The following is a 21,571-nucleotide window of genomic DNA, read 5'->3' as shown; positions in this document are numbered from 1 at the left end:
GGTTGATAGGCCAGGTGTGGAAGACCGGTAACGGTTGGAGCTGACTGGTACTAATAGGCCGAGGGCTTGTCCTCAGTTGCTCGCGTCCACTGTGTAGGTTCTGAAGTAACGACCGTGTTGTGTTCCGGTTGGTTAACTTCATAGTGTTTCGGTGGTCATAGCGTTAGGGAAACGCCCGGTTACATTCCGAACCCGGAAGCTAAGCCTTTCAGCGCCGATGGTACTGCATGGGGGACCGTGTGGGAGAGTAGGACGCCGCCGAACTAATTGTGATGAGAAGGCCCTGGCAGGGATACTGCCGGGGCCTTCTTGCATTTCCGGACCAACTTTATGCCAATCGGCGAAGCTCCCCCCGATTCACCTTTCCCAGCAGCGGCAACCCCCGCACCCAGCGCTCCGTTTCCGCAACCGCATAGGCCCCGAGCCGACGCACCTCGCTCCCCTGAGCCCCCGCAATATGCGGCGTGACCAGCACATTCGGCAGCGCCAACAGCGGATGCCCCCGAGGCAGCGGCTCGGGATTGGTGACGTCCAAGAAGGCATCCAGGCGCCCCGTCGCGCATTCCAGGGTGAGCGCTTCCGTATCGATGAGTGAACCCCGTGCCGTATTGACGACCGTCCCGCCGTCGGGAACCAGCGCCAGGCGGCCGGCGCTCAACAGCCCCCGCGTCTCGGGCAAATCGGGCGCGTGCAGGGTGACGACCGTACTCGACCTGCACAGCTCGTCGAGACCGACGAGCTCGGCGCCCAGCCTCTCGGCATCTGCTGCGTCGACGTAGGGGTCGTGCAGCAGAACCCGGTAGCCGGCATCGGATCCCCGCAGCCCGGCCATCACCCGGCGGCCGATGCGTGATGCCCCGATGACCCCTACGACCAACTCATCCGAGCCTCGCCGTTCACCGAAGCCGGGCCATCGGCCCTCCGCATAAGAGGCCGCCGTGGCGAGGGCTCGTTTTGCCGCGAAGACGATCGTTGCGCAGGTGTAGTCAGCCACCGGGCCGGCGTTCGCGTCGGCGGCCGACGAGACGGTGATGTCGCGTTCCCACACCTCATCCGTCACGAGCCGTTTGACCGACCCCGCGGCGTGAATGATCACTCGCAACCGCGGGGCGGCATCCAGGATCGCTGTGGTCAGCGGCGGGCAGCCCCATCCGGTGATGAGGATGTCGGCACCCTCCACCTCGTCAGTCAGTTCTCCGAACTCGGCCAGCTTTTGCCGCAGTTCTGCAGGCAGAACAGCATCGGCCACATCCGCACCCATGGCGATCGCGATCGTCTTGACGCCGCTCATGGGCAGCCCTCTGCCCTCCCCCCGGAGACTCAAAACACATTGCCCGAGCCGTCCTCATGACGCGACCATCTGCGGATGGAGCACATCATCAGGCCCGTACGCGCCGACGAGTGGCAGCAGTTCAAGGCGCTGCGACTCACGGCCCTCCTGGATCCCGCCGCACCCATCGCTTTCCTCGACACCTACGAGAACGCCTCCGTGCAGCCCGACAGCTCCTGGCAGGAGCGGGTGCGCAGAAGCTCGGAGGGCAAGACCGTCCTGGCGTTCATAGCCGAGGGCCCGGATGGAGAATGGGCCGGGACGGTCACCGTCCTGATAGAACTTCCGGGCGTGGAAGGCTCATTCGGAGGACCGGCGTCCATACCGCAGGCGCACATCGTCGGTGTGTTCGTGAGCCCTGAGCACCGCGGGACCGGGCTGACGCAGGCGTTGTTCCGCGCGGCCCTCGACTGGTCGTGGTCGCTGTCGGACCCGCGGATCGAGCGCGTGCGTCTCTATGTGCACCAAGACAACCTCCGGGCCCAGGGCCTCTACGGGAAGCTGGGATTCGAGCGCACCGGCATCACCATTCCCATGGAAGGCGATCCCTCCGCTCTCGAGTACGAAATGGCCATCAACCGGGACGGCGCTGTCTGACAGTGCGTGCTGTGATTGGCCCCCGGCAGCTATCTCTGCTCCATAGGCTGCGCGAGGCGCATCCGAGTCCTCGGGTCATCGACGCGGTCGTCACCGTCGTGGTGCAGGCGGCGGTGACCATTCCCTTTGTCGTGCCGCGTTCTCCCGATGTGCCGGCCGCTACCTGGCTCACGTACGGCATGACGACGCTCAGTGTGCTGCCGCTGTTGTGGCGTAGCAGGGCTCCGCTGACCGTACTGCTCTCCATTACTGCCGCCGGGTTTCTCTATCTCCCCATGGACGGACCCGGGCAGCCATTGCCCTACAGTCCGCTGGTCGCGATCTTCACCGTCGCTGCCCAGGCAGGCGTCTGGCAGCGGCGTGTCATGTGCGGCGTCGGTCTTCCGCTGGTGGCTGTTGCGGTGTCGCTCCGGACGAACACCGCGCGGGAATATCTCTTTTCGTTCTTCCTCTTCTTGATGGTGTACGCGCTGGGCGTGCTATCGCGCACCCGGCAGGCCTATACGGAGGCCGTTGAGCTACGGGCCGCAGAGCTGGAGAGGGCTCGTGAGGTGGAGGCCGAGCGGGCTGCCGAGCGTGAACGGGCGCGTATCGCCCGCGAGATGCACGACATCCTCTCTCATGCCGTGAGCTTGATGATTGTGCAGGCGGAAGCCGGACCTTTGGTCGTCCGGTCCGATCCCGACCGTGCGGAGGCGGCTTTTGATGCGATCGCGGGGGCGGGCCGCGATGCGATGGTGCAGTTGCGCCGGATGCTCGGCGTGCTCAAGGAGGCGCCGGGAGACGTCGGCCGGCGCAGTCCGCAGCCAACGCTCGCGGCTCTCGAGGACTTGGTGGGGGAGGTCCGGCGCACGGGCCTGGACGTGGCCTTGGAGGTGGCTGGAGAGCCGGGGCGGCTGGCTCCGGATGCGCAGGTCGCGGTCTACCGCGTGGTCCAGGAGGCGCTGACGAACGTCCTCAAGCACGCGGACGCCGCCTCCGTGGTGGTCCGCCTCGTTTGGGGTCGTGACCGGCTGGCCGTCAGCGTGACCGACGACGGTACGGCCTTGGGAACGCCGCACGTCACGGGCAGCGGCCGCGGGCTGATCGGTATCCGTGAGCGGGCCGTGACACACGGCGGAACGGCCTCTTCCGGTCCGTTGTCCACAGGGCGGGGGTACCGCGTTGCCGTCGAGTTGCCGCTTGTGGTCTCCTCACCGGCGGAGGTGGGGACATGACGATCCGTGTGGTGGTCGCCGACGACCAGGAGCTGGTCCGCAGCGGTTTCGCGATGATTCTGTCGGCGCAGCCGGACATCGAGGTGGTGGCCGAGGCCGGTGACGGCGTGGAGGCCGTCGAGGCGGTGCGGCGGTATGCGCCGGACGTGGTGCTGCTCGACATCAGGATGCCGCGCATGGACGGCATCCAGGCGGCCCGGGTGGTGTGCGCGGAGTCGGCGACCAAGGTCGTCATCCTCACCACCTTCGACCAGGACGATTATGTGTACGAGGCGCTGCACGCCGGGGCGAGCGGCTTTCTGCTGAAGGACGTGCGCCGGGATGATCTGGTGCATGCGGTGCGGGTGGTGGTGGCCGGGGACTCGCTGCTGGCGCCGTCCGTGGCGCGCCGTCTGGTCGCGGATTTCACGAGCCGGGGTGTGGTGGCGGCGGCCGCGGGGCCCGATCTGTCGGTGCTCACGGCGCGTGAGCGGGAAACGCTGGTGCTGCTGGGCCGCGGCTTGTCGAACCCGGAGATCGCCGCCGAGCTGATGGTGAGCGAGCACACCGTGAAGACGCACGTCAGCAACGTGCTCTCGAAGTTGGGACTGCGGGACCGGATCCAGGCGGTGATCTGCGCGTACGAGTCGGGGCTGATCGCGCCGGGGAGCGCGGACGGGCCTGGGGGTCTTGGCGCCGCGGTGGGCGCTCCCTCGCGCGGGGGAGTCTGAGGCTCGCCAAGACCCCTCACGTCGGCGATTTGCCGGGCGGCGTGAATCGCGAGGATGGACGTGTCCTTCCCGGACGTGCCCGTCGGGGCCCGGCCGCCCGACCTGAGGAGTCACCTTGCACCGTAAGGCATTTGCCGCCGCCATCGCCGTCGCCGCCGTCATGGGCGGGGCTGCCATCAGCCCCGCCGCCGCCGCGCCGCAGGCTCACGCGGCTCGGCAGACGCCGCCGACCGCCGAGGCCGTGCGCCAGGCGATCGCGGGGCTGCCGGCCGCGGACGCGACCGCTGCCCAGGTCCGGTTGGGCGGTCAGGACGGCCACTGGCTGGGGGTATCGGGTGAGGCGGACATCCGCACTCACCAGGCGCCCAAGGGAGATGAGCGGTTCCGCGCGGGCAGCATCACCAAGGCGTTCACGGCCGCTGTCGCGCTGCAGCTGATCGATGAGGGCAAGCTGAGCCTGGACGGGACCGTGCAGCAGTATCTGCCGGGCCTGCTGCCCGCCAACTACCCGGACGTGCAGGTCAAGCAGCTGCTGAACTACACCAGTGGCCTGCCGAGTGGTGACATGCCTGGCGACTTCGACTGGCAGTATCAGCACCGCTTCACCAGCTATGACCACCGTGAGCTCGTCCAGAGCGGCTTCGGCAAGCCCATGGAGTTCGCCCCGGGCACCCAGCAGCACTACACCAACATCGGCTATAACGTGCTGGGCCTCCTCATAGAGAAGGTCACCGGGCAGTCCTACGAGAAGCAGGTCCGCGAGCGCGTCATCAACCGGGCCGGGCTCAAGGACACTTACAGTGCGGGCAACGACCCGCAGATCCACGGGCGGCACACCCATGGATACCAGCTGGACAAGGGCAAGCTGATGGACGTGTCCGAATGGAACCAGTCCGTCACCTGGGCGTCGGGCGACCTCGTCACCACCACGGCCGACCTGGAGCGCTTCACCACCGCCCTCTTCCGCGGCCGTGTCGTGCCCCAGCCCGAGCTCAAGCTGATGTTCCAGGTGCCCGACGTCCCGGCTTACGGCGGCGGCAAGGCTGCGTACACCAGCGGCCTGGCCCGAATAGAGATGGGCGGCAAGACCTACTACGGTAAGACCGGCAACCGCTACGGCTACCTGAACGGCTTCGCCGCCACCGAGAACCTCTCGAGCACCCTCGTCTACTCCGTCAACGCCACGGACGCCAAGGCCGACGTTGTGCACCCGACCGAGTCCCGGATCATCGCCGCCGCCCTTGGGCCCGTGAAGAAGAAGTAGGAAGAGGCACGCTCTCAGGTCAGGACGAGCGCCCGGGAGGTTCCGGGGCGGCGACCTGGCCCGAGCTGTTGGAGGAGGGCTGCCCGGTGGTGTTGCCTGGAGTGAGCGCGTACAGCAGCTTGTCGCCCAGCTTGTCCGCGAGCACGAGAGCACGCTTGTCGGCTACGCCCAGCGGGATCGCCACGTCCTGGCCGGACATCACGACGTCGGCACCGGTGGTCAGCGCATGCCAGCGCTGCTGCTGGTCGAGAGCGTAGATACGCCCGGCGGCGGCGCTTTTGGGGGTGGCTCCCGTGACCTCGCGGCCGGTGTTGTTCTGGGTGTCGAGCAGCAGCGGGCCGACCGCGATCAGGGGCCCGGCGGCGCGTACGTTCAGACTGCCGGGGTCCTTGCCGCCCTTGATTGTGGCGAGCGGATTGCCGGTGGTGGCGTCGTAGGCGGAGACCCAGGTGGTGTCGTCCTTCTTCCACACGCCGACGAGCCGGTTGCCGTCGACCCCGAGGACGGTGTTGAGCTGGGTCTTGTCAGCGGGAGCCTTCATCTCCAGGCCCTTGTCCGGCTGGCGGCCGGGGGCCAGGCGCCACCAGTGGCCGGAAGGGTCGGCGGCCAGGACCGTCTGCTTGTCGGCGGCCAGCGCGGTGGCCCGCACGGGCAGGTCGACGTTCTGGACCTTGCCGTCGGCGATCACGGCGGCGGTGGAGTCCTGCAGCGAGATCAGGGGGGAGGGACCCAGGAAGGTCACGGTGCCGGAGATGGGGATGCCGACGCTGGTGTGGGAGTGGTCCTGGCCTTCCACACGCCAGTAGTGCAGGGTTTGCCCGGCAGTGACGGCGATGACGCGCTGCCCGTCGATGTGGGTGAATACCAGGCTGCCCGAGGCGTCGTTCGGTACGCCCGCGGTCCATTTGGGCACGCCGGACGGGTCGAGGATCTCGAGCTGGCCGTGGTCGGTGACGGCGGCGATGGTGCCGTCCTCGTCGACAGCGGGGGTGATCTGGCTGCTGACCTTGAGGGCCCAGGCGGCGCGCGTCGTCCAGCCGTCGGGGGCGGGGCGCGGCAGGTTCGCGGGAGGAGGCGGGGTCGGCCTGACGGACGGGGTCGTGGCCTCGGTATGAGGGGCCGAGGACGGGCTACCGCCACCGCCGGACAGCACGACGACGGCGCCGAGCGCGATCAGGCCCAGGAAGCCGCCCGCAGCGATCATGCCCTTGACCTGGGACTTGTTGCCCGGCTGCGCGGGACCCTTGGCGTTGTTCCGCGCGTTGCCGCGCTGCGAGGGGCCGGACTGGGCGTTGCTGCTCTTGGCCGCGGGCTTGTCCGCGGAGCGGGGGCGGCGCCAGCCGCGTCGGCCGCCGGTGGTTTCGATGGCGAGGGCCTCGACCGTGCCGTCGAGGTGCACGATGAGGGGGAAGGTGGTGCCGTCGGGCTCGATGGCGGTGACGCGGATGGCGCGGCCGAGACGGGCGTAGCGCTCGGCGACGTTCATCACGGCCCACTGCCGGGCCTCGGCATTGTCCAGGTCCGGCGGCAGGGCCACGGTGACGCCGTCGACTTCGACGGTGCCCTGGCCGGTGAGGCGTACGACGGGGGCGGGCCAGTCGGGGACGGTGCTGGGGTCGGTGCCTGTCGTCACTTGGCCACTCGCATCGTGTCGGCTTTCCAGGGTTGTTCGGAGCTGGTGCGGGTGAGGTGGATCCACTGCACCCAGGTGTCGGTGGGGCCCTTCCAGTCGTCGCGGCCGAGGGTGGTCACGGTGACCTCGAACTGGCGGAAGGCCTCGGTGGCGGTGTCGGGCTGCTGGTCGTCGTAGGCGCGCTTGGCCGTGACGGTGGTGTAGCCGTGGTGAGCGGCCATCGTCCGCCAGGCCGCGTCGGGTTGGGAGAGGGACTGAGCGTCGGCGACGTTCTTGGCCAGGGTGTCGCTCAGCCACTGGACGGTCCGGCGCTGGGCGTCGGCGGGACTGGCGTCGAGGTCGGTGTCGTACGTCCGGTTGGCCACGGCGATCGCCTGGGCGACCGCGGTGGCGTCCTTGGCGTCGACGTCCTTGGGCAGCCCGCCCTTGGGCGTCCCCGCCTTGCCCTTGGGGAGGGCGGGGGCGGGGGAGTAGTTGGCATCCGGGCGGGAGGTGGGCGGCGGAGTGGAAGCCTTGGGGCCGGCGCCGGTGCCCTTGTGGCTGCTGCTGCCGCAGCCGGTCAGGGCGAGGGCCAGCGTGACGGAGACTGCAGCAGCTGCGATGGCCGGACGACCATGGCGGGTGGGGGCGTTGGTCATGCCATTCTCCTGACGTCCCACGGGAACTGTAGCCAGTACGGATCGAGGTCGGTGATCTCGACCGTCTTGCCCGGGCGGGGTGCGTGGATCATCTGGCCGTTGCCGATGTAAAGGCCGACGTGGCCCCAGTCGCCGTCGTTGTTGATGACGATGATGTCGCCCGGCTGCATGGCCTCCGGAGTGGAGGGTATGGAGGTGCCGGCGCCGCGCTGGGTCTGGGAGGTACGCGGGATTTCGACCTTGCCTCCGGTGCCTTGGAAGACCGCGAACTGCGTGAGGCCCGAGCAGTCGAAGCCGCCGCCGGTGGGGCCTTCGCTGCCGCCGCCGCCCCAGATGTAGGGCATGCCGAGGACGCTGCGAGCCGCGGCGACGATCCTCGCGCCCGTACTGCCATCCGAAGGAACGTTTCCCCCGCTGTTGAGGGAACCCTGGTACTTCGCGGCGCTCTTGAGGATCGAGGCGACGTAGTCCTGGGTCTCCTCGTAGGGCGGTATCCCATGGAATTGGGTGACTCGGAACGGGCCCGCGTTGTAGCCGGCGAGCGTCACCGCGACGATGTCGCCCTTGACGTTGCCGCTGGAGACGTCGGGCAGGAGTTCCTTCGCGATCGCACAGTCGTAGGTCCCCTGGGACATGATCGCGTCGTAGGGGTCGAAGGGGTCGGCTACGCCGTCGCCGTCGCCGTCCACACCGTAGGACGCCCAGGTGTCGGGGATGAACTGGCTCAGCCCCTTTGCGTTGGCGGGAGACACGGCCTTGGGGTTCCAGCTGCTCTCGGCCTCGATCTGGGCGGCGATGATGGCCGGGGGTATCTGTGGACAGATAGCCCCGGCCTTGAGTATCCAGGGGATGTACTCGGGCTTCGGTATGGAGCCGTCCTTCAACCCCCCGCCTATGCTCCCGTGGTTGACCATTCCGCAGCCGGCCAGGACCAAGCACATCAGCGCGGCCCAGCCCGCCTGAGCCTTGCGGCGCAGACGCATCGTCACGACCCCCCGTTGGAACGCAATGCAATCAAGCGGATTTCTTAGCTACGTTCGTGATGTTCCGGTTTGCGTGCAGATATTGGCGGAGTTCTTCACGCCATATCCGCCATTCCTGCTTTGGTCCGATTTGGAACCCAGGGACATGGCTGTCCCCTAACCATCTGACCAAGGTCTGGACTTCAACTCGTAGAACATCTGCAACCTCTCGGGGCTTCATGACGTCCGGATACTTTGCCAGCGGATCTGCACTCACGCAGTGCTGCTCCATCCACCCTCTTCCCCCGGCTGATCTACCGTGCGGCAAGATCGCACGGTATCAAGTGTTGTTCGTAGCTGTTCGAATTTATGGGGCGGTCTTGACGTCCGCTCAGGTACTGTAAACCTCCGCGATCTGGCAAGACGAACGCGGAGAGGGGGGAAACGGGGATGGCTGACGACAGGCCGAACCTTTGGGTCACGCCGCAGCCGAATGCCGAGACTGCGCCTGCTCCGGAGGATGTGTCGCAGATTTCTGCTCAGCAGGCGCTTGGTCCGGCCGTCTCGCCGCCGCTTCCGGTTCAGCGTCAGGTCGGTTCCGTCCAGGCCCCGCAGGTGCAGCTCGGCACGCAGCCGATGCCGCCTGCCGAGGGCGTGTTGTGGTGGGCCCTCGGCGTGCACGGGGGTGCCGGGGTCTCCACGCTGCTGCGTACGGTCGGCGGTGGCGGTGACGCGAACCGGCGGTGGCCGGACATTCACGGTGCCGTCTCGGGCGTGCACATCGTGCTGGTCGCACGTGCGGATGCGCGTGGGCTGGCCGCGGCTCAGGCCGCGTTGCAGGAGTGGCACTCGGGGCAGGCGCCGGCGAGCACGAACATCGTCGGCCTGGTTCTCATGGCGGACGCGCCGACCAAGCCGCCGCGCTCCGTTCGCGACCGAATACGCGTCCTGACCGGCGCCGTTGGTCAGTTCTGGCAGGTGCCGTGGGTCGAGGAGTGGCGGGAGGGCGGCAAGGCACGCAAGCGCGTGAAGGAGCTGGAAGCGCTTGAACAAACGTTGCTGCAGCTGCCGTTGCCGCACATCCAGCTGGCGCTGCCGCCGGGGCCGTCGGCCAGGGCCGCTGATGCGGCGCTAGGGGACGTTCCGGGTGCGGTTGCGGCGGAGCCGCAGGTGGCCCGTATGCCGGAGCCGATGATTGCGCCCATGCCTGAGCCTGTGGTTGTGCTCGCGCCCGAGCCTGCGGTTGTCCTTGTGCCTGAGCCGGTGGTTGCCCCTGTGCCGGAGCCGGCGATTGTGCTTGCGCCCGAGCCTGCGGTTGTCCTCGTGCCCGAACCCGAGGTTGCCCGCGTGGCGGAGCCGTTGATGGCTCATGCGGGCGGTTCCCGGCCCGGCCCGGTTGCCATGCCGGGTCCGGTTGTTGCTCCTGCGCCCGGGCCGGGTGACGTGCATGCCGAGGCTCCTGCATCTGTTCAGCCCTCCGCGCAGCCGGCCGCGGCTGTCGTCCAGGCGTCCACGCCCGCACCGGTGCCGGCTCCCGCGCCGGGCCCTGCCATGGCTTCCGCGCCCGGTCCCGCCGTGGTCCAGGCCACGGAGCCTGAGCCTGCGCAGCCGGTCGCGCCTGTCCAGGCTGCCCAGGCCGCCCCGGCTCCGGCCCCCGCTCGGACCGCCGCGCCCGCGCCCAAGCCCGCGCCCCTGCAAGGCGTGCCCGCCGTGGCGCAGCCGCCCAAGCCGGATCCGCGTAATCCCTACTTGCAGCCGGCGCCGCCGAGGCCCGAGTGGCAGCGTCCGCCTTCGGCGGGCGAGGAAGCCGAGCTGCCGCCTCCGGACCCGGCCACGCGCCTGGGCTCCTGAAACACCTCACAGTCCGCACTTGGAAGGAACACGTTGAACGACAAGATCGTCCTCGCCCTCGGTACCTGCCCGCCCGGGGCCTGCGGGAAGATCCAGGACATTACCGGCTGGATCACCTACATGGCCGCTTGGGCGGCCGGCGTGGCCTTTGTGATCTCCGGCGCCATCCTGTGCTGGGCGTACTTCTCCGGCCACGGCTCGTCCCGCGCGATGAAGGCGCTGGGCGGGGCCTGCGGCGGCAGCATCATCATCTCCGCCGGGTCCGCCCTGGCCAACGCGCTGCTGTCCTAGGCGCCTTCACGGGGAGTACAGATGGCTGACAGGAAAGACGGGCAGGACCGGGGGAAACTCGGAGGTGGCCTGTTCATCACAAGCGCCGTGATCATCTTCTTGGTGGTCATGCTCGGCGTGTTCGTCGTCGTCACGAAGGACGATGACAGCAAGGGCAGCAGCGCCGCAGGCAAGGGTACGGCTGCTCCCACCGCCGCGCCCGCTTCCGGTGGGAGCAGCGGCAGCAGTAACGGTTCTTCGTCCGCAACGAGCAAGCCCGCGGACGGCACCTGCACGCCCACCGACACCGACAAGAAGGTGCCCACGGCGGCGCCGCAGGATGTCACCTGGGAGCTGGTGAACTCGGCTGTACTTCCCCGCTCGAAGAGCGCTGGGCCCATGAAGTTCGACGGTCTGACGGCCGGCTGCTACGCACACACGCCGCGCGGTGCGCTGATGGCTGCCATCAACGGCTACTACCGCGTCATCGTGGCGCTGCCCGACACCAAGCCGATGAACGACATGCTGCTCCCCGGGCCGGGGCGCGACACTCTGCTTGACGGCGCCAAGAAGATCAACCAGCCCATCCCCGCCGGTGATTTGGCGCAGCTTGCCGGCTTCCAGATGGTGACGTACACGGATGAAACCGCGGTCGTCTCTCTGGTCAACGGCGATGGAAGCGCAGGTACGTTGAAGGTCTTCCAGGTGACAGTCCGGTGGTCGGACGGCGACTGGAAGGTGGTTCCGGCTGACGACGGTCACCTGCAGTCGTCCAGCAGTGTCATTCCCGACATGGCCGGCTATGTTCAATTTAGGGGGCTGTAATGCCCGGCGGCAGTAACTGGAATCCATGTAACTGGGTATTGGTCGACAAGGGCTGCAAGCTGGTCGAGAAGGGCGTCGACAAAGTCACCGGCGCCGTCGGCGGCGTAGTCAGCGGCTGGATCGACGACCTCCTCAAGTCCCTCGCCGCCGGCCTCGGCAAGATCGTTGCCGCCGTGACGTCGCTCTGGCTGAAAGTCTCCACACCAGGCGTGTCAGCGGACAACGTCAAAGACTTCAACAACGGGACATCCCCAACCGGCGCCTCCGACGTGGCGAAATGGCTGGCCGACCACACCCTGTGGCTGTCCTCCTCCCTCACCGCTGTCTGCCTGATCGTCGTCGGGGCCAAGATGGCCTACGAGCTGCGCGGCGCGGGGCAGCAGCTGCGCAACATCCTGCAGGGGATGGTCAAACTCGTCCTGCTCAACTTCACGTTCACCTTGGGCGTGCAGTTCGCCATCGAGGCCGGTGATCAGTACACCGACTGGATCATCAACGAGTCGCTCGGCGGGGACGCCGATGTGAAGCTCGGTGCGGCCGCGGCCGCCATCGGTGGAATGTCCGCCGTTCTCGGGGGACCGGCCGTTCCCCTGCTGATGGTGTTCGTCGCCGTGTGCTGCTCCCTGCTCCAGCTCATCCTCATGTACTTCCGGGCCGCGATCCTCGTGTTGTTGTGCGGCACGATCGCCATTCCGGCGTCCACTGCCTTCACCGGCACGGGCTCGCGCTGGCTCAGCCGCTGGATCACTTGGGTGATGGCGTTCCTGTGCCTCAAGCCTGCCGCCGCGACGGTCTATGCGGCCGCGTACCGGCTCATGGGTTCGGGCACCGACAAGGACCTCGGTTCCGGTATCACCGGCTTTGTTCTGCTTTCCGGTGCCGTGTTCGTCCTGCCCGCGCTGCTCAAGCTGTTCCAGCCCGCCGGTATCGCCCTCACCGGTGGTGGAGGCGGCGGTGGTGACATCGTCGGTGAGGCCATCTCCCAGGCCAGCTCTTCTTCCGGTGGCAGCCCCTCGGGCTCCTCGTCGTCGGGTGCGGGCTCCCAGGCTTCGTACGACGCCGGTTCGCCCAGCGGTGCAGGTCAGGCAGGCCTGTCCTCATCCGGGGCGTCCGGGCTTTCCGGCGGTGGTGGCATCGGCGGCAGCGCCTCCGGTGCCGCGAGTTCCGGATCCGCCGGTGGCGCCGCGGGCGGTGCCGGTGCGGGCGCCGCGGGCGGTGCTGGTGCAGGCGCTGCAGGTGGTGCCGGCGCGGGTGCCGGTGCAGCTGGTGCAGGCGCAGGTGCCGGTGCGGGCGGTGCAGCCGCCGGTGCTGGTGCGGGTGCCGCGGGTGGCCCGGTAGGTGCCGCGGCCGTCGTCGCCAAGAAGGCGGTCGATACCGCCAAGGCCGCCGTGATCGGCGGCATGAACGATGCGGCAGATGTGGGCGGAGGACCCGATGGCGCCTGAGGTGCAGCAACTTCGCACGTACGGCAACTTCCGGCGCCCCCGCTCGGCGGGCCTCGGTGGCCTGGGCCTGGTGCCCACCGGTGTGCTGTTCATCTTCCTGGCCGCGGCGGGCACCGCCGCGCCGCTCGACATGATGGTGGGCGTGCTGATCCTGCTCGTCGGTGCCATCGTGCTCGTACCGCTCGCCGTGCGCGACCGGTACGGGCGGCACCTGGGCACCCTGATGTATTCGCGCCTCGCCTGGGGCGTGGGAGTGATGAAAGGTCAGAACGTGTACCGCTCCGGAGTGCTGTCCAAGGTCCCCGGCGGCAAGTCGCTGCTGCCGGGCCTGGCCATGGCCAGTGACATGTACGAGGCCACGGACGGTCTCGGCCGTCCCTTCGGGATGATCCACTACCACGACGTGGAGCAGTACGCGGTCACCATCGCCTGCAGCTCCCAGGGCGGCAGCCTCGTCGACCAGGCCGACGTCGACTCGTGGGTCGCCAACTGGGGCCAGTTCATGCGCACCATGAGCGGCGAGCCGAGCCTGGTCGGTTTCCAGGTCGTCGTCGAGGTGGCCCCGGACAGCGGCGAGAAGCTGCACAACGAGATCACCCACCAGGCCTCGGACAGCGCCTCGCGGCTCGCCCGGCAGGTGATGGCGGACATCGACCGCGACTACCCGTCCGGTTCGCCGACCATCAACACCTACCTCTCCCTCGTCTACGACGCCTCCTCCGCGATCGGCCGCAGCAAGCGCGCGGCCGCCGACATGGCGGTGGAGATCGGCCGCCGTCTGCCGTCGCTGACGGCCCGGCTGGCGACCACCGGTGCCGGTGCCTGTGCGCCGCTGTCGGCGACGGAGATCGCCGAGGTGGTGCGCACCGCGTACGAGCCCGGTGTCTCCCAGCTGATCGACCAGGCGCGTGCCGCCGGCCGCGATTCGGGGCTGACCTGGGCGCAGGCCGGGCCGACGACGCACGTGGCGAAGTCGAAGTCGTACTGGCACGACGGCGCCACCAGCGTCACCTGGATGATGGGCGAGGCGCCGCGCGGCGAGGTCTTCTCCGACGTGCTGCGCAATCTGCTGTCGGCGCACGGCGACATCGACCGCAAGCGGGTCAGCCTGATCTACCGGCCGCACTCGCCCGCCGAGGCGGCCACCATCGCGGACCGTGACTACCGCGCGGCCCGCAGCCGTACGGAGACCACCCGCAACGGGCAGGCGCACGCGGAGGCCGAGTACATCGCCGCCGCCCAGACCCGGCAGGAGGAGGCCCGCGGTGCGGGTCTGACCCTGTTCGGCCTGGTGGTCACCGCCACCGTGCTCGACGACGAGGACGAGGAGAAGAGCCGGGTGCAGGCCGCCGAGGTGGCGGTCGAGAACCTGTCGGCTCCCGCCCGTATCGCGCTGCGGTACGCGTGGGGCAGCCAGGACGCCGGGTTCCTCGCGGCCCTGCCGATCGGCGTGATCCTGCCGGAGCACGTGACGCTGAAGCTGCCGAAGACGCTGAAGTAGTCGTCTGCGGCCACTGAGGCAGGCTTCCGAAGCCGACGCAGGCTTCCGCAGCACCGCCGAGCCGCCGTCCCCAGCCGCTGATGCAAGCGGCCGCGGACGGCGGCAGGCACCCGCTCTGTAAACCAAACGCACAAGGGGGTTGCGTCGATGTTCCGGCGCTCGAAGAAATCCGACGAGACCGCCGGTGTCGGCTCCGCCGCTGCGGGCGAGGGGCTGGTGCTGAGCGGTCGCAACTGGGGCCAGGTGCCCCGTATCGGCAGCCGCGGCATGCTCGGCCCCGGTGGTGGGCGCGTCTCCTACCTGGACCTGCCCACCGAGTACCGCGGCACCAGCCGCCAGGTGTGCGGCCTGTGGCCGTACGTCGTCGGCGCGGGCACCCCCATGGTGGGCGTGCCCCTGGGGCGCAACATCGTCACCGGCGCGACCCTGTGCTGCGACCCCATCGCCTGGTTCGAGCGGGCGAACCTGATCTCGAACCCGTCGATGTTCACCCTGGCCAAGCCGGGTCTCGGCAAGTCCACGATCAACCGGCGGATGATCGTCGGCCTGGACTACCGGGGCACGGTCTCGCTCGTCCCGGGTGACACCAAGGGCGAGTACACGGCCCTGATGCGGGCGCTGGGCGGGCAGGTCATCCAGCTCGGCCGCGGCATGGGCGCGCTGAACCCGCTGGACCTGGGCGAGATGGGCTCGGCCGCCTCCCGGCTCGTCGGCAGCGCCCGGCACAGCCTGCTGCAGGAGGCGACGGGCCGCCGCTCCACGATGGTCGCCGCCCTCATCGCGATCGTCCGCAAGTCGCTGATCACCGGTGACGAGGAGGCGCTCCTCGGCCGGGCCATCGAGCTGCTGGACGACACCGACCTCGGCCGTCCGCCGATCCTGGGCGACCTGGCGCAGCTGCTCAAGGACGGCCCGGAGGCGCTGCGCCGCATGGTGCTGGCCGATGGCAACGACGACAAGTACCGGCTGGCGATCGAGCCGCTCCTCAAGTCGCTGATGTCGCTGGTCGAGGGTCCGCTGGCCAACACCTTCAACCGGCAGACCAGCGAGCGCCTGTCCCTGGACCGGCCGGTCTCCATCGACCTGTCCTCGATCCCGGCGAGCGAGAAGACGCTGGAAGGCGCGGTGCTGCTGACCTGCTGGGCCGAGGCGTTCGCGTCGATCGAGGCGCACGACCGGCTCACGGCCGCCGGCCTCGAACCGCGCCGGAACTTCTTCCTCGTCCTGGACGAGCTGTGGCGCATCCTGCGCGCCGGTGTCGGTCTCGTCGACCGCGTCGACGAGCTGACGCGTCTGAACCGTCAGATCGGCATCGGCCAGTCGATGACGACGCACTCCACCGCCGACCTGCTCTCGCTGCCCAACCCGGAGGACCGGGAGAAGGCCAAGGGCTTCGTCGAGCGAAGCGGCATGGTCTTCCTGGGCGGCCTGCCGCGGGCGGAGATGGACGCGCTGAACGCGATCGTGCCGCTGTCCAGCCGTGAGCGCGAACTGATCGTCGAGTGGTCGATCCCGCCGGGCATCGACAACAAGACGGGCAAGGAGATGCCGCCGCCCGGCCGGGGCAAGTTCCTGGTCAAGGCGGGTGCCAACGCGGGCATCCCGATCCAGACGGCGCTCACCAGCGCCGAGATCAAGCTCAACGACACCAACGAGCGGTGGGCCAACCGCATCGCCGACGACGAGGACCCGGCCGGGGTCCTGGACCTGTCCAAGGCGGCGTCGGCGGCCAGGGACGCCGCGCGCGCGGGAGCGGGCCGATGACCGTACGCCGACCCGATCAGGCCGGCCCGGCCCAGTACCTCGCCCTCGCCGCCGTGGGCGTCGTGCTGCTCCTCGTCGGCGGCAGCTACGTGGCGCTGGTGGGCGCCCAGTGGTGGGCCACGGGCAGCTGGGAGGCCGTCGGGCCGTTCGCGCCGCTGTTCGGCCTGGCCACGGGCGACTGGCACTGGACGACCGCCGCCACCGTGATCGTCCTGATCGAACTGGCCGTGGTGGCCGGCATCGCCGCGACGGTCGCGCGGGGCGTGCGGCAGAGCTGGCGCGGCGGCGTGTCGAAGAAGTCGAACAACGACGCGGCGCGGCGCATGACCACCCGCCGCGACCAGGTGGCCCTCCAGGCCGCCGCCGAGCGCACCGCGCAGCGGCTGCAGATCGACACCGCTGAGCCCGGCATGCGCATGGGCCGCTCGGTGACGACCGGGCGGCGCGTGTACGCGCCGTGGGAGTACCTGCACCTGACCATCGCCGGTCCGGGCCGCCACAAGTCCGTCGCGCAGGTGATCCCCGCGATCCTGAGCGCGCCGGGCGCGTGCGTGGCGTCGTCCAACAAGAACGACATCGTCACGCTGACGCGGCTCGCCCGCTCGTACAAGGGCAACACGTGGGTCTTCGACCCTCAGCAGATCGCCGAGGAGCCGCCCACCTGGTGGTGGAACCCGCTGCGCCAGATCCGTACGCTCTCGCACGCCGAAGAGCTGATGAGCACCCTGGTCGACGCCGGCAAGGACGCCGAGGCCAAGGCCCGCGCGGACGGCTTCTTCGACCCCAAGGGCCAGCAGCTGCTCAGCTGGTGCCTGCTGGCGGCTGCGATGGACGGGCAGCAGCTCAGCAACGTCTACCTCTGGCTGAGCGACTCGCAGAACTCCGAGCCGGACGAGATCCTGCGCGAGCACGGCGCGACCGTCGCCGCGACCGGCATCGAGGCGATGCGGCGGTTGCCGGAGAAGACTCGCGAGTCCATCTTCGCGACGGCCGAGATTTTCGTCCGCTGGCTGACCAATGACGAGATCACCCGTTGGGTGACCTGCCGGCCGGAGGAGCTGGGCACGCGCCAGGAGTTCCGCCCGGACGAGTTCGTCCTGTCCACCGACACGATCTACCTGCTGTCGCGCAAGGGCGTCGGTTCGGCGGCGCCGCTGACCACGGCGCTTTCGGCGGCGATCCTCACCACCGCCGACCGCACCTCGGAGAAGTCGCCCGGCGGCCGCCTCAACCCGCCGCTGCTCGCGGCACTCGACGAGGTCGCCAACACCTGCCGCTGGAGCCAGCTGCCCGACCTCTACACCCACTACCGGTCGAAGGGCATCATCGTGATGGCCTGGCTGCAGTCGTGGGCGCAGGGCGAGGACACGTTCGGCGAGTTCGGCATGAAGACCCTGTGGGACGCGGCCGCCTGCAAGACGTACGGAGGCGGCTCCTCCGACACGGACGGTCTGCTCAAGAAGGTCTCGGACCTGGTCGGCCAGTGGGACGCCCCGCAGATGACCCGCAACAACGACTCCCGCTCGTTCATCGGCAACCAGTCGACGTCCGAGACCACCCGCCGTGAGGACATCCTCTCGGTGGCCGACCTCGCGGCACTGCCCGAGCGCCGCATGGTGGTCATGATGCACGGGGTGCGCCCGATGGTGGTCGAGGCGGAGCCGTACTGGGAGACGGACCAGGGGGCGATCGTGGAGGAGTCGAAGCGGTTGTACGGGGTGCAGGTGGCTGCGCCGCCGGTGCCCGGGATGCCACCGGTTCCGATGGAGAAGCAGCAGTGAGCGAAGAAGTGACGGAAGCACCGGTACCGACGATCGGCGGCCTGGAGGCCCAGCTGATCGAGGTGGTCGACCTGGTCGGCCAGATCGCGGACCAGGACTACGACCGGGCCCAGCGGCTCGAAGGCCTGATCAACGGCCTGCAGGAGCAGCTGGACGAACTGCGGGAACGGGTGGAGACGGGCGCGCTTGCGGCGCAGGGGGCGCAGGGGGCGAATGGGGGGGCTTCCGACGACGGCGACGAGCCCCCTCGGCCGCGCCCCTGGGCGGCCCGTGCCACGCCCGATGAGTGGACCGAGCTGGCCGACTGGGTCGACTGGCTGCAGAACTACTACCAGCTCAAGGGCGAGTTCCAGGTCCCGGTGTGCTGGCCGCAGCACGGCGGGGCGGTGGAGGAGCTGGCGGGCCTCCACTCCGCTTGGAAGGCGGCGATGCTCGCCGACGAGCGGGCCGAAGGCGCGGGCGACCAGTCGGGTTACTGGCACGACCGCAGCCTCTGGGACACGCTGGCGCGCGTCGGCCGGGCCATACCCAACGCATGCCGCAACACGGGACACACGGCGGGCAGGGCCCTGCCGGTGACGGACCGCGGGTTGCTGCCGCAGTTCGGCTGAGCCCTGCGTGTAAGTACAGCTAGTACAGCTACAAGTTGGAGGAACCATGTCTGCCTACCTTGAGCAGGCTCGCGAGGCTTATGAGGCCGAGCGGCGGATTCTGGCGGCCAACAAGGCGCGCGAGACCCTGGCCCACGAGCGCAAGGCGCTGGCGGCGCTGGCCGCCGTCGAGGCCGGGGAGAGCCTGGACGCGATCGGCAGTGCCATTGGGCTGCACCCCACGAACGTGGGCGAGCTGGTGGAGGAGGCGCGGCGGCTGGAGCCGGTTCTGCCGGGGCGTTCGGGCCGTAGCCCTCAGCACGTCATCAATCGGTATGCGGCGGGTGAGATCGGCCGCGAGGAGATGATCGAGGCGCTGTCGACGTGGCCGTACATTCCCGTCGGGCCGCGGGCCGAGAACCTGCTCAATGACTTCCGGCCGTCGGTCGCGGGCAGCTTCGACGACGTGGAGTCCGCGCTCTACCAGCAGTACATCGACGGCGAGGCGTACGACACGATCCTGCGGCGCTACGCGCAGCGGGGCCAGTAAGGGCGCGGGCAGGCATTGACTGTGGACCCTGAGAAGACAACGGCACATCGCCAAGCTCTGGAGGAGGCCGCTCGTGACGGGCGGCTCGGGCTCAAGGCGCCGACGGCCACCACCAACAACCCGGATTGGTTCGTCCGTGTCGGCGACCAGCTGCGCCCCACTGCCAGTCGGCAGGCCGTTCACGACAAGATCCTCAGCGACTGGCACAACGGGACTCCCAACCCCGGCAAGGACCGAATAGCCATCATCACGGCGGGTCCGCCCGGTGCGGGCAAGTCCTCGGTGCTGCCCGGTGTGCAGGAGCGGCTGAGCTCCGAAGGCTGGCGCCAGGTCGACCCGGATGCGTTCAAGGACAAGCTGCTTGAGCAGTCCTTGAACGACGGCAGCTTCAGCAAGATGGTCCCGGAAGGCATGGGACAGCCCGGCGAGCAGTTCTTCCCGCGCGAGATGGCCGCCTTGGTGCACGAGGAGTCCGGCCTCATCTCCGACAAGGCCATGGCGATGTCGCTCCAGGCCGGGGAGAACGTCGTCATCGACGGCACCCTCGCCAGCGAGTGGTGGTCGAACGAGCTCGTCAATCAGCTGGACCAGGCGGGCTACGAGGTCCACGTCGTTGACGTCGAGACTTCCAAGGAAGTCGCGCAGGAACGTGTCAACGGCCGTTGGCAGGGCCCGTACGAGGAGGTCCAGGAGAAGGCCGCGCAGGGTCAGGACGTCTCCAAGGAGCTCGGCGGCCGCTGGGTGCCGAACGAGGTCGTCGGGTACATGTACAAGGAGGGCCAGGATGACCGGGCCATATCCGCCGACAACGCCGAGAAGCTGATTCAGAAACACGCGGCGGTCAAGGAAGTCGACCGCTACTACACCCCGCACTCCAAGGCCGCGCCGGAGCGGATGGAGAGCTGGCAGCGGGACGAGAGCGGGAAGGTCACGCACAAGACCTACGAGAACTCGCAGTCCAGGGAGCAGTCCCAGGAGAAGTCGAAGGAATCGCCCAGTCTCGCCACTCAGACGAAGATTGAGCAGTTGCGCAGTCGGGTCGGTGGGAGAGAAGTGGAATCCAACGCCGTCGTCGGCGGCAAGGCATCCACTCAGCAGCAGGGGCAGGGGCAGGCGCAAGTTCCGAGTCAGGGGAAGAATCAGCCCCAGGCACAGCGGACTGCGCAGCAGCACGACGACCGGCGTCGGCAGGAACGGGGACGCGGACAGGAGCGCTGAGATCGGCTCAGGTGGCTGGGAGGCCTCCCGGCCACCGGGCCCGCGCCTGTTCCTCCGAGCGCATCGACGCCCACATCGGCAATCCCAGCCCGTCCCCCGCCCGGAGGAGCTCCGGCAGTGAGGGGATCGGGGCCACCGCCGCGACGTCGTCCAGGACGACGGTAAGTGGTGGGTCGAGCCGACCGGAGGATGACCGTTCGGCCATGCGCCGGCCGCGCTCGACCACGCTTTGGGTGAGGGCGGTCAGCAGCGGCATCGCGCCCGGGCGGGTGCGGGGATCCTCAATCGCCTCACCCACCACGTACAGCGTTCCCCCCTCGGGCACAAAAGATTCCAGCGCAACGGAATTGGCCCGATTGGGATTACACGCGTCGCGAATGTGGATGGACATCAGGGCGTTGAGCGCCCGTACCACCAACTCACCGGCCATCTCGCGACGTTCCGGGTGGCCGGTGAGTGCCGACTCCAGTTCGCCCGCCGAACCTCCGATCGCCTTGGGGCTGGTGCGCAGGATCCGTACCGGCTCGTGGGCCGATGTGCCCTGCGCCCAGCGGTGCACTTGGCGGAACGGGCGGCCGTCGACGGCTGCAGCCTGCAGCCAGCAGCGCAGCAGGGTTTCGGCGGTGTCCGCGGTCGCCGAGTCGAGCGTGCTCAGGGGGCGTACGGGCGCGAGGAGCGCAGCCGCGCGGGCAGCAGCCGTGTCGCGGGACTCGCAGCCGGCGGTGGGGTTCCAGCGGAGCCGGTCGGGGGTGTCGAGGAGATGGCTGGGGTCGAAGACCTGCACCGGTCCCAGCTTCGCCCGCGAGCCTTTCGTGTCCGACCACAGAACCGGGTCGCTGGTGACCACGAGCACCGGGCCCGGCGCTTCGACGATCGCTCGGGTGGCCGCTGCCCTCCGCTCCTCCACCCCGGCGCCGAAGACCAGTCGTTGGGGTTCTTTGGGGGCGGGAGGGGGAGCTTGCACAGCAGAAGGCGTTTCCACAGCAGGTGGTACTTCCACAGCAGCGGGTACTTCCATAGCCGCGGGCGTCGGCGCGGGTTCCGTTGGTACGGACGCCGGCACCGCCACCGGCGGCGCTACAGCCACCACAGCCTCCCCCCGTCGCGCCCGCACCCCCCTCCACCGTGCCACCGTGCCGATCGCGAACACCGTCAGCACCACCGCCACCAGCACCTCGCCGACGAGGATGCCCCAGAACAGCCCGTACCCCGACAGTTCCCCCGTCCGTGCCTGAGGCCACGCCGACGGCAGGTCGCGCGGCTGCGTCATCAGGTGCCGCAGCGCCTGCGGCGTACGGAGGAAGGTCACCCCTTCCGGCCACGCGCCATGCGCGAAGAACGCGGCGAGGCCCGTGGCCGTCCACACCAGCACCGTCAGGCCGAGCAGGAAGGCGATGCAGCTGATCAGCAGACCGTCCGGCACGC

At 69.1% G+C, this 21,571-nt stretch carries 20 protein-coding genes and 1 rRNA gene; 15 read left to right on the top strand and 6 right to left on the bottom strand.

The features are described 5' to 3' along the window. The first annotated feature begins 147 nt into the window (after nt 1–147). Nucleotides 148–264 (top strand): 5S ribosomal RNA (rrf, locus tag FHS39_RS05445). Nucleotides 265–328: 64 nt separating this feature from the next. Here rrf and FHS39_RS05440 read toward each other — a convergent pair. After that, the gene (locus FHS39_RS05440) at nt 329–1,291 is read right to left on the bottom strand and encodes a hydroxyacid dehydrogenase (protein WP_246469833.1); all 963 of its coding nucleotides are present in this window, start codon (nt 1,289–1,291) and stop codon (nt 329–331) included. 75 nt (nt 1,292–1,366) lie between these two features. Between FHS39_RS05440 and FHS39_RS05435 the strand changes: the two genes are divergently transcribed. The 4 genes from FHS39_RS05435 to FHS39_RS05420 all read left to right on the top strand — a co-directional run bounded on the left by FHS39_RS05435 (nt 1,367) and on the right by FHS39_RS05420 (nt 5,118). Further along, nucleotides 1,367–1,927 (top strand): GNAT family N-acetyltransferase, encoded by a 561-nt coding sequence (locus FHS39_RS05435; protein ID WP_184346580.1) that lies wholly within the window; start codon nt 1,367–1,369, stop codon nt 1,925–1,927. 11 nt (nt 1,928–1,938) lie between these two features. Then, a complete protein-coding gene (locus FHS39_RS05430; RefSeq protein ID WP_184346578.1) occupies nt 1,939–3,144 on the top strand; it encodes a histidine kinase in 1,206 nt (401 codons plus the stop codon). Beyond that, a complete protein-coding gene (locus FHS39_RS05425) occupies nt 3,141–3,854 on the top strand; it encodes a response regulator (protein ID WP_184346576.1) in 714 nt (237 codons plus the stop codon). The genes FHS39_RS05430 and FHS39_RS05425 overlap by 4 nt, the downstream gene beginning before the upstream one ends. Nucleotides 3,855–3,969: 115 nt before the next feature. Continuing rightward, nucleotides 3,970–5,118, top strand: coding sequence for a serine hydrolase domain-containing protein (locus FHS39_RS05420; RefSeq protein ID WP_246469831.1), 1,149 nt, complete (start codon nt 3,970–3,972; stop codon nt 5,116–5,118). Between the two features lie 19 nt (nt 5,119–5,137). On the opposite strand, the gene FHS39_RS05415 is transcribed toward FHS39_RS05420, so the two are convergent. From FHS39_RS05415 to FHS39_RS25975, 4 genes are read right to left on the bottom strand one after another with little or no spacing between them, the layout of a single operon-like run. Continuing rightward, nucleotides 5,138–6,751, bottom strand: a complete 1,614-nt coding sequence (locus tag FHS39_RS05415; protein ID WP_184346573.1) for a hypothetical protein — start codon at nt 6,749–6,751, stop codon at nt 5,138–5,140. After that, entirely contained in the window at nt 6,748–7,389 is a 642-nt protein-coding gene (locus FHS39_RS05410; protein ID WP_184346571.1) for a hypothetical protein, read from the bottom strand. The genes FHS39_RS05415 and FHS39_RS05410 overlap by 4 nt, the downstream gene beginning before the upstream one ends. After that, the gene (locus tag FHS39_RS05405; RefSeq protein ID WP_246469969.1) at nt 7,386–8,372 is read right to left on the bottom strand and encodes an NlpC/P60 family protein; all 987 of its coding nucleotides are present in this window, start codon (nt 8,370–8,372) and stop codon (nt 7,386–7,388) included. Before FHS39_RS05405 ends, FHS39_RS05410 begins: the two co-directional genes overlap by 4 nt. 31 nt (nt 8,373–8,403) lie before the next feature. Continuing rightward, on the bottom strand, nt 8,404–8,592 hold the full coding sequence (locus tag FHS39_RS25975; protein WP_425507738.1) for a helix-turn-helix domain-containing protein: 189 nt from the start codon (nt 8,590–8,592) through the stop codon (nt 8,404–8,406). Nucleotides 8,593–8,801: 209 nt separating this feature from the next. Here FHS39_RS25975 and FHS39_RS05400 point away from each other — a divergent pair, with 209 nt between their 5' ends. The 10 genes from FHS39_RS05400 to FHS39_RS05355 all read left to right on the top strand — a co-directional run bounded on the left by FHS39_RS05400 (nt 8,802) and on the right by FHS39_RS05355 (nt 20,146). Next, nucleotides 8,802–10,202 carry a hypothetical protein gene (locus FHS39_RS05400; protein ID WP_184346567.1) on the top strand — a complete coding sequence of 467 codons (1,401 nt, stop codon included), beginning with the start codon at nt 8,802–8,804 and terminating at the stop codon, nt 10,200–10,202. A 33-nt stretch (nt 10,203–10,235) separates the two neighbouring features. Beyond that, on the top strand, nt 10,236–10,493 hold the full coding sequence (locus FHS39_RS05395; protein ID WP_184346565.1) for a hypothetical protein: 258 nt from the start codon (nt 10,236–10,238) through the stop codon (nt 10,491–10,493). A gap of 21 nt (nt 10,494–10,514) precedes the next feature. Then, entirely contained in the window at nt 10,515–11,297 is a 783-nt protein-coding gene (locus FHS39_RS05390) for a DUF8175 domain-containg protein (protein ID WP_184346563.1), read from the top strand. Further along, complete coding sequence (locus FHS39_RS05385; protein ID WP_184346561.1) at nt 11,297–12,742, top strand: hypothetical protein; 1,446 nt, start codon at nt 11,297–11,299, stop codon at nt 12,740–12,742. Before FHS39_RS05390 ends, FHS39_RS05385 begins: the two co-directional genes overlap by 1 nt. After that, a complete protein-coding gene (locus FHS39_RS05380) occupies nt 12,732–14,243 on the top strand; it encodes an SCO6880 family protein (protein ID WP_184346559.1) in 1,512 nt (503 codons plus the stop codon). Before FHS39_RS05385 ends, FHS39_RS05380 begins: the two co-directional genes overlap by 11 nt. Nucleotides 14,244–14,390: 147 nt before the next feature. Beyond that, nucleotides 14,391–16,007: an ATP/GTP-binding protein gene (locus FHS39_RS05375; RefSeq protein WP_184346557.1), complete on the top strand. Its 1,617-nt coding sequence runs from the start codon at nt 14,391–14,393 to the stop codon at nt 16,005–16,007. Continuing rightward, the gene (locus FHS39_RS05370) at nt 16,004–17,788 is read left to right on the top strand and encodes a type IV secretory system conjugative DNA transfer family protein (protein WP_184346555.1); all 1,785 of its coding nucleotides are present in this window, start codon (nt 16,004–16,006) and stop codon (nt 17,786–17,788) included. Before FHS39_RS05375 ends, FHS39_RS05370 begins: the two co-directional genes overlap by 4 nt. After that, nucleotides 17,785–18,399 (top strand): hypothetical protein, encoded by a 615-nt coding sequence (locus FHS39_RS05365; protein ID WP_184346554.1) that lies wholly within the window; start codon nt 17,785–17,787, stop codon nt 18,397–18,399. The genes FHS39_RS05370 and FHS39_RS05365 overlap by 4 nt, the downstream gene beginning before the upstream one ends. Nucleotides 18,400–18,445: 46 nt before the next feature. Then, complete coding sequence (locus tag FHS39_RS05360) at nt 18,446–18,928, top strand: hypothetical protein (protein WP_184346553.1); 483 nt, start codon at nt 18,446–18,448, stop codon at nt 18,926–18,928. A 21-nt stretch (nt 18,929–18,949) separates the two neighbouring features. After that, nucleotides 18,950–20,146 (top strand): zeta toxin family protein, encoded by a 1,197-nt coding sequence (locus FHS39_RS05355; RefSeq protein ID WP_184346552.1) that lies wholly within the window; start codon nt 18,950–18,952, stop codon nt 20,144–20,146. Between the two features lie 7 nt (nt 20,147–20,153). Here the strand turns inward: FHS39_RS05355 and FHS39_RS05350 are convergent, their stop codons facing one another. Beyond that, complete coding sequence (locus FHS39_RS05350; RefSeq protein WP_343069362.1) at nt 20,154–21,569, bottom strand: type VI secretion protein; 1,416 nt, start codon at nt 21,567–21,569, stop codon at nt 20,154–20,156. Nucleotides 21,570–21,571: the final 2 nt, after the last annotated feature.

The sequence above is a fragment of the Streptomyces olivoverticillatus genome, from assembly GCF_014203555.1.
Classification (GTDB): domain Bacteria; phylum Actinomycetota; class Actinomycetes; order Streptomycetales; family Streptomycetaceae; genus Streptomyces; species Streptomyces olivoverticillatus.
This window is presented reverse-complemented; position numbering and strand designations above follow the sequence as displayed.

What these genes read in the sequence shown, in the direction of transcription:
- FHS39_RS05440 (WP_246469833.1), bottom strand. Translation starts at nt 1,291, where the DNA reads ATGAGCGGCGTCAAGACGATCGCGATCGCCATGGGTGCGGATGTGGCC.
- FHS39_RS05435 (WP_184346580.1), top strand. Translation starts at nt 1,367, where the DNA reads ATGGAGCACATCATCAGGCCCGTACGCGCCGACGAGTGGCAGCAGTTC.
- FHS39_RS05425 (WP_184346576.1), top strand. Translation starts at nt 3,141, where the DNA reads ATGACGATCCGTGTGGTGGTCGCCGACGACCAGGAGCTGGTCCGCAGC.
- FHS39_RS05410 (WP_184346571.1), bottom strand. Translation starts at nt 7,389, where the DNA reads ATGACCAACGCCCCCACCCGCCATGGTCGTCCGGCCATCGCAGCTGCT.
- FHS39_RS05405 (WP_246469969.1), bottom strand. Translation starts at nt 8,372, where the DNA reads ATGCGTCTGCGCCGCAAGGCTCAGGCGGGCTGGGCCGCGCTGATGTGC.
- FHS39_RS25975 (WP_425507738.1), bottom strand. Translation starts at nt 8,592, where the DNA reads ATGAAGCCCCGAGAGGTTGCAGATGTTCTACGAGTTGAAGTCCAGACC.
- FHS39_RS05400 (WP_184346567.1), top strand. Translation starts at nt 8,802, where the DNA reads ATGGCTGACGACAGGCCGAACCTTTGGGTCACGCCGCAGCCGAATGCC.
- FHS39_RS05390 (WP_184346563.1), top strand. Translation starts at nt 10,515, where the DNA reads ATGGCTGACAGGAAAGACGGGCAGGACCGGGGGAAACTCGGAGGTGGC.
- FHS39_RS05385 (WP_184346561.1), top strand. Translation starts at nt 11,297, where the DNA reads ATGCCCGGCGGCAGTAACTGGAATCCATGTAACTGGGTATTGGTCGAC.
- FHS39_RS05380 (WP_184346559.1), top strand. Translation starts at nt 12,732, where the DNA reads ATGGCGCCTGAGGTGCAGCAACTTCGCACGTACGGCAACTTCCGGCGC.
- FHS39_RS05375 (WP_184346557.1), top strand. Translation starts at nt 14,391, where the DNA reads ATGTTCCGGCGCTCGAAGAAATCCGACGAGACCGCCGGTGTCGGCTCC.
- FHS39_RS05370 (WP_184346555.1), top strand. Translation starts at nt 16,004, where the DNA reads ATGACCGTACGCCGACCCGATCAGGCCGGCCCGGCCCAGTACCTCGCC.
- FHS39_RS05360 (WP_184346553.1), top strand. Translation starts at nt 18,446, where the DNA reads ATGTCTGCCTACCTTGAGCAGGCTCGCGAGGCTTATGAGGCCGAGCGG.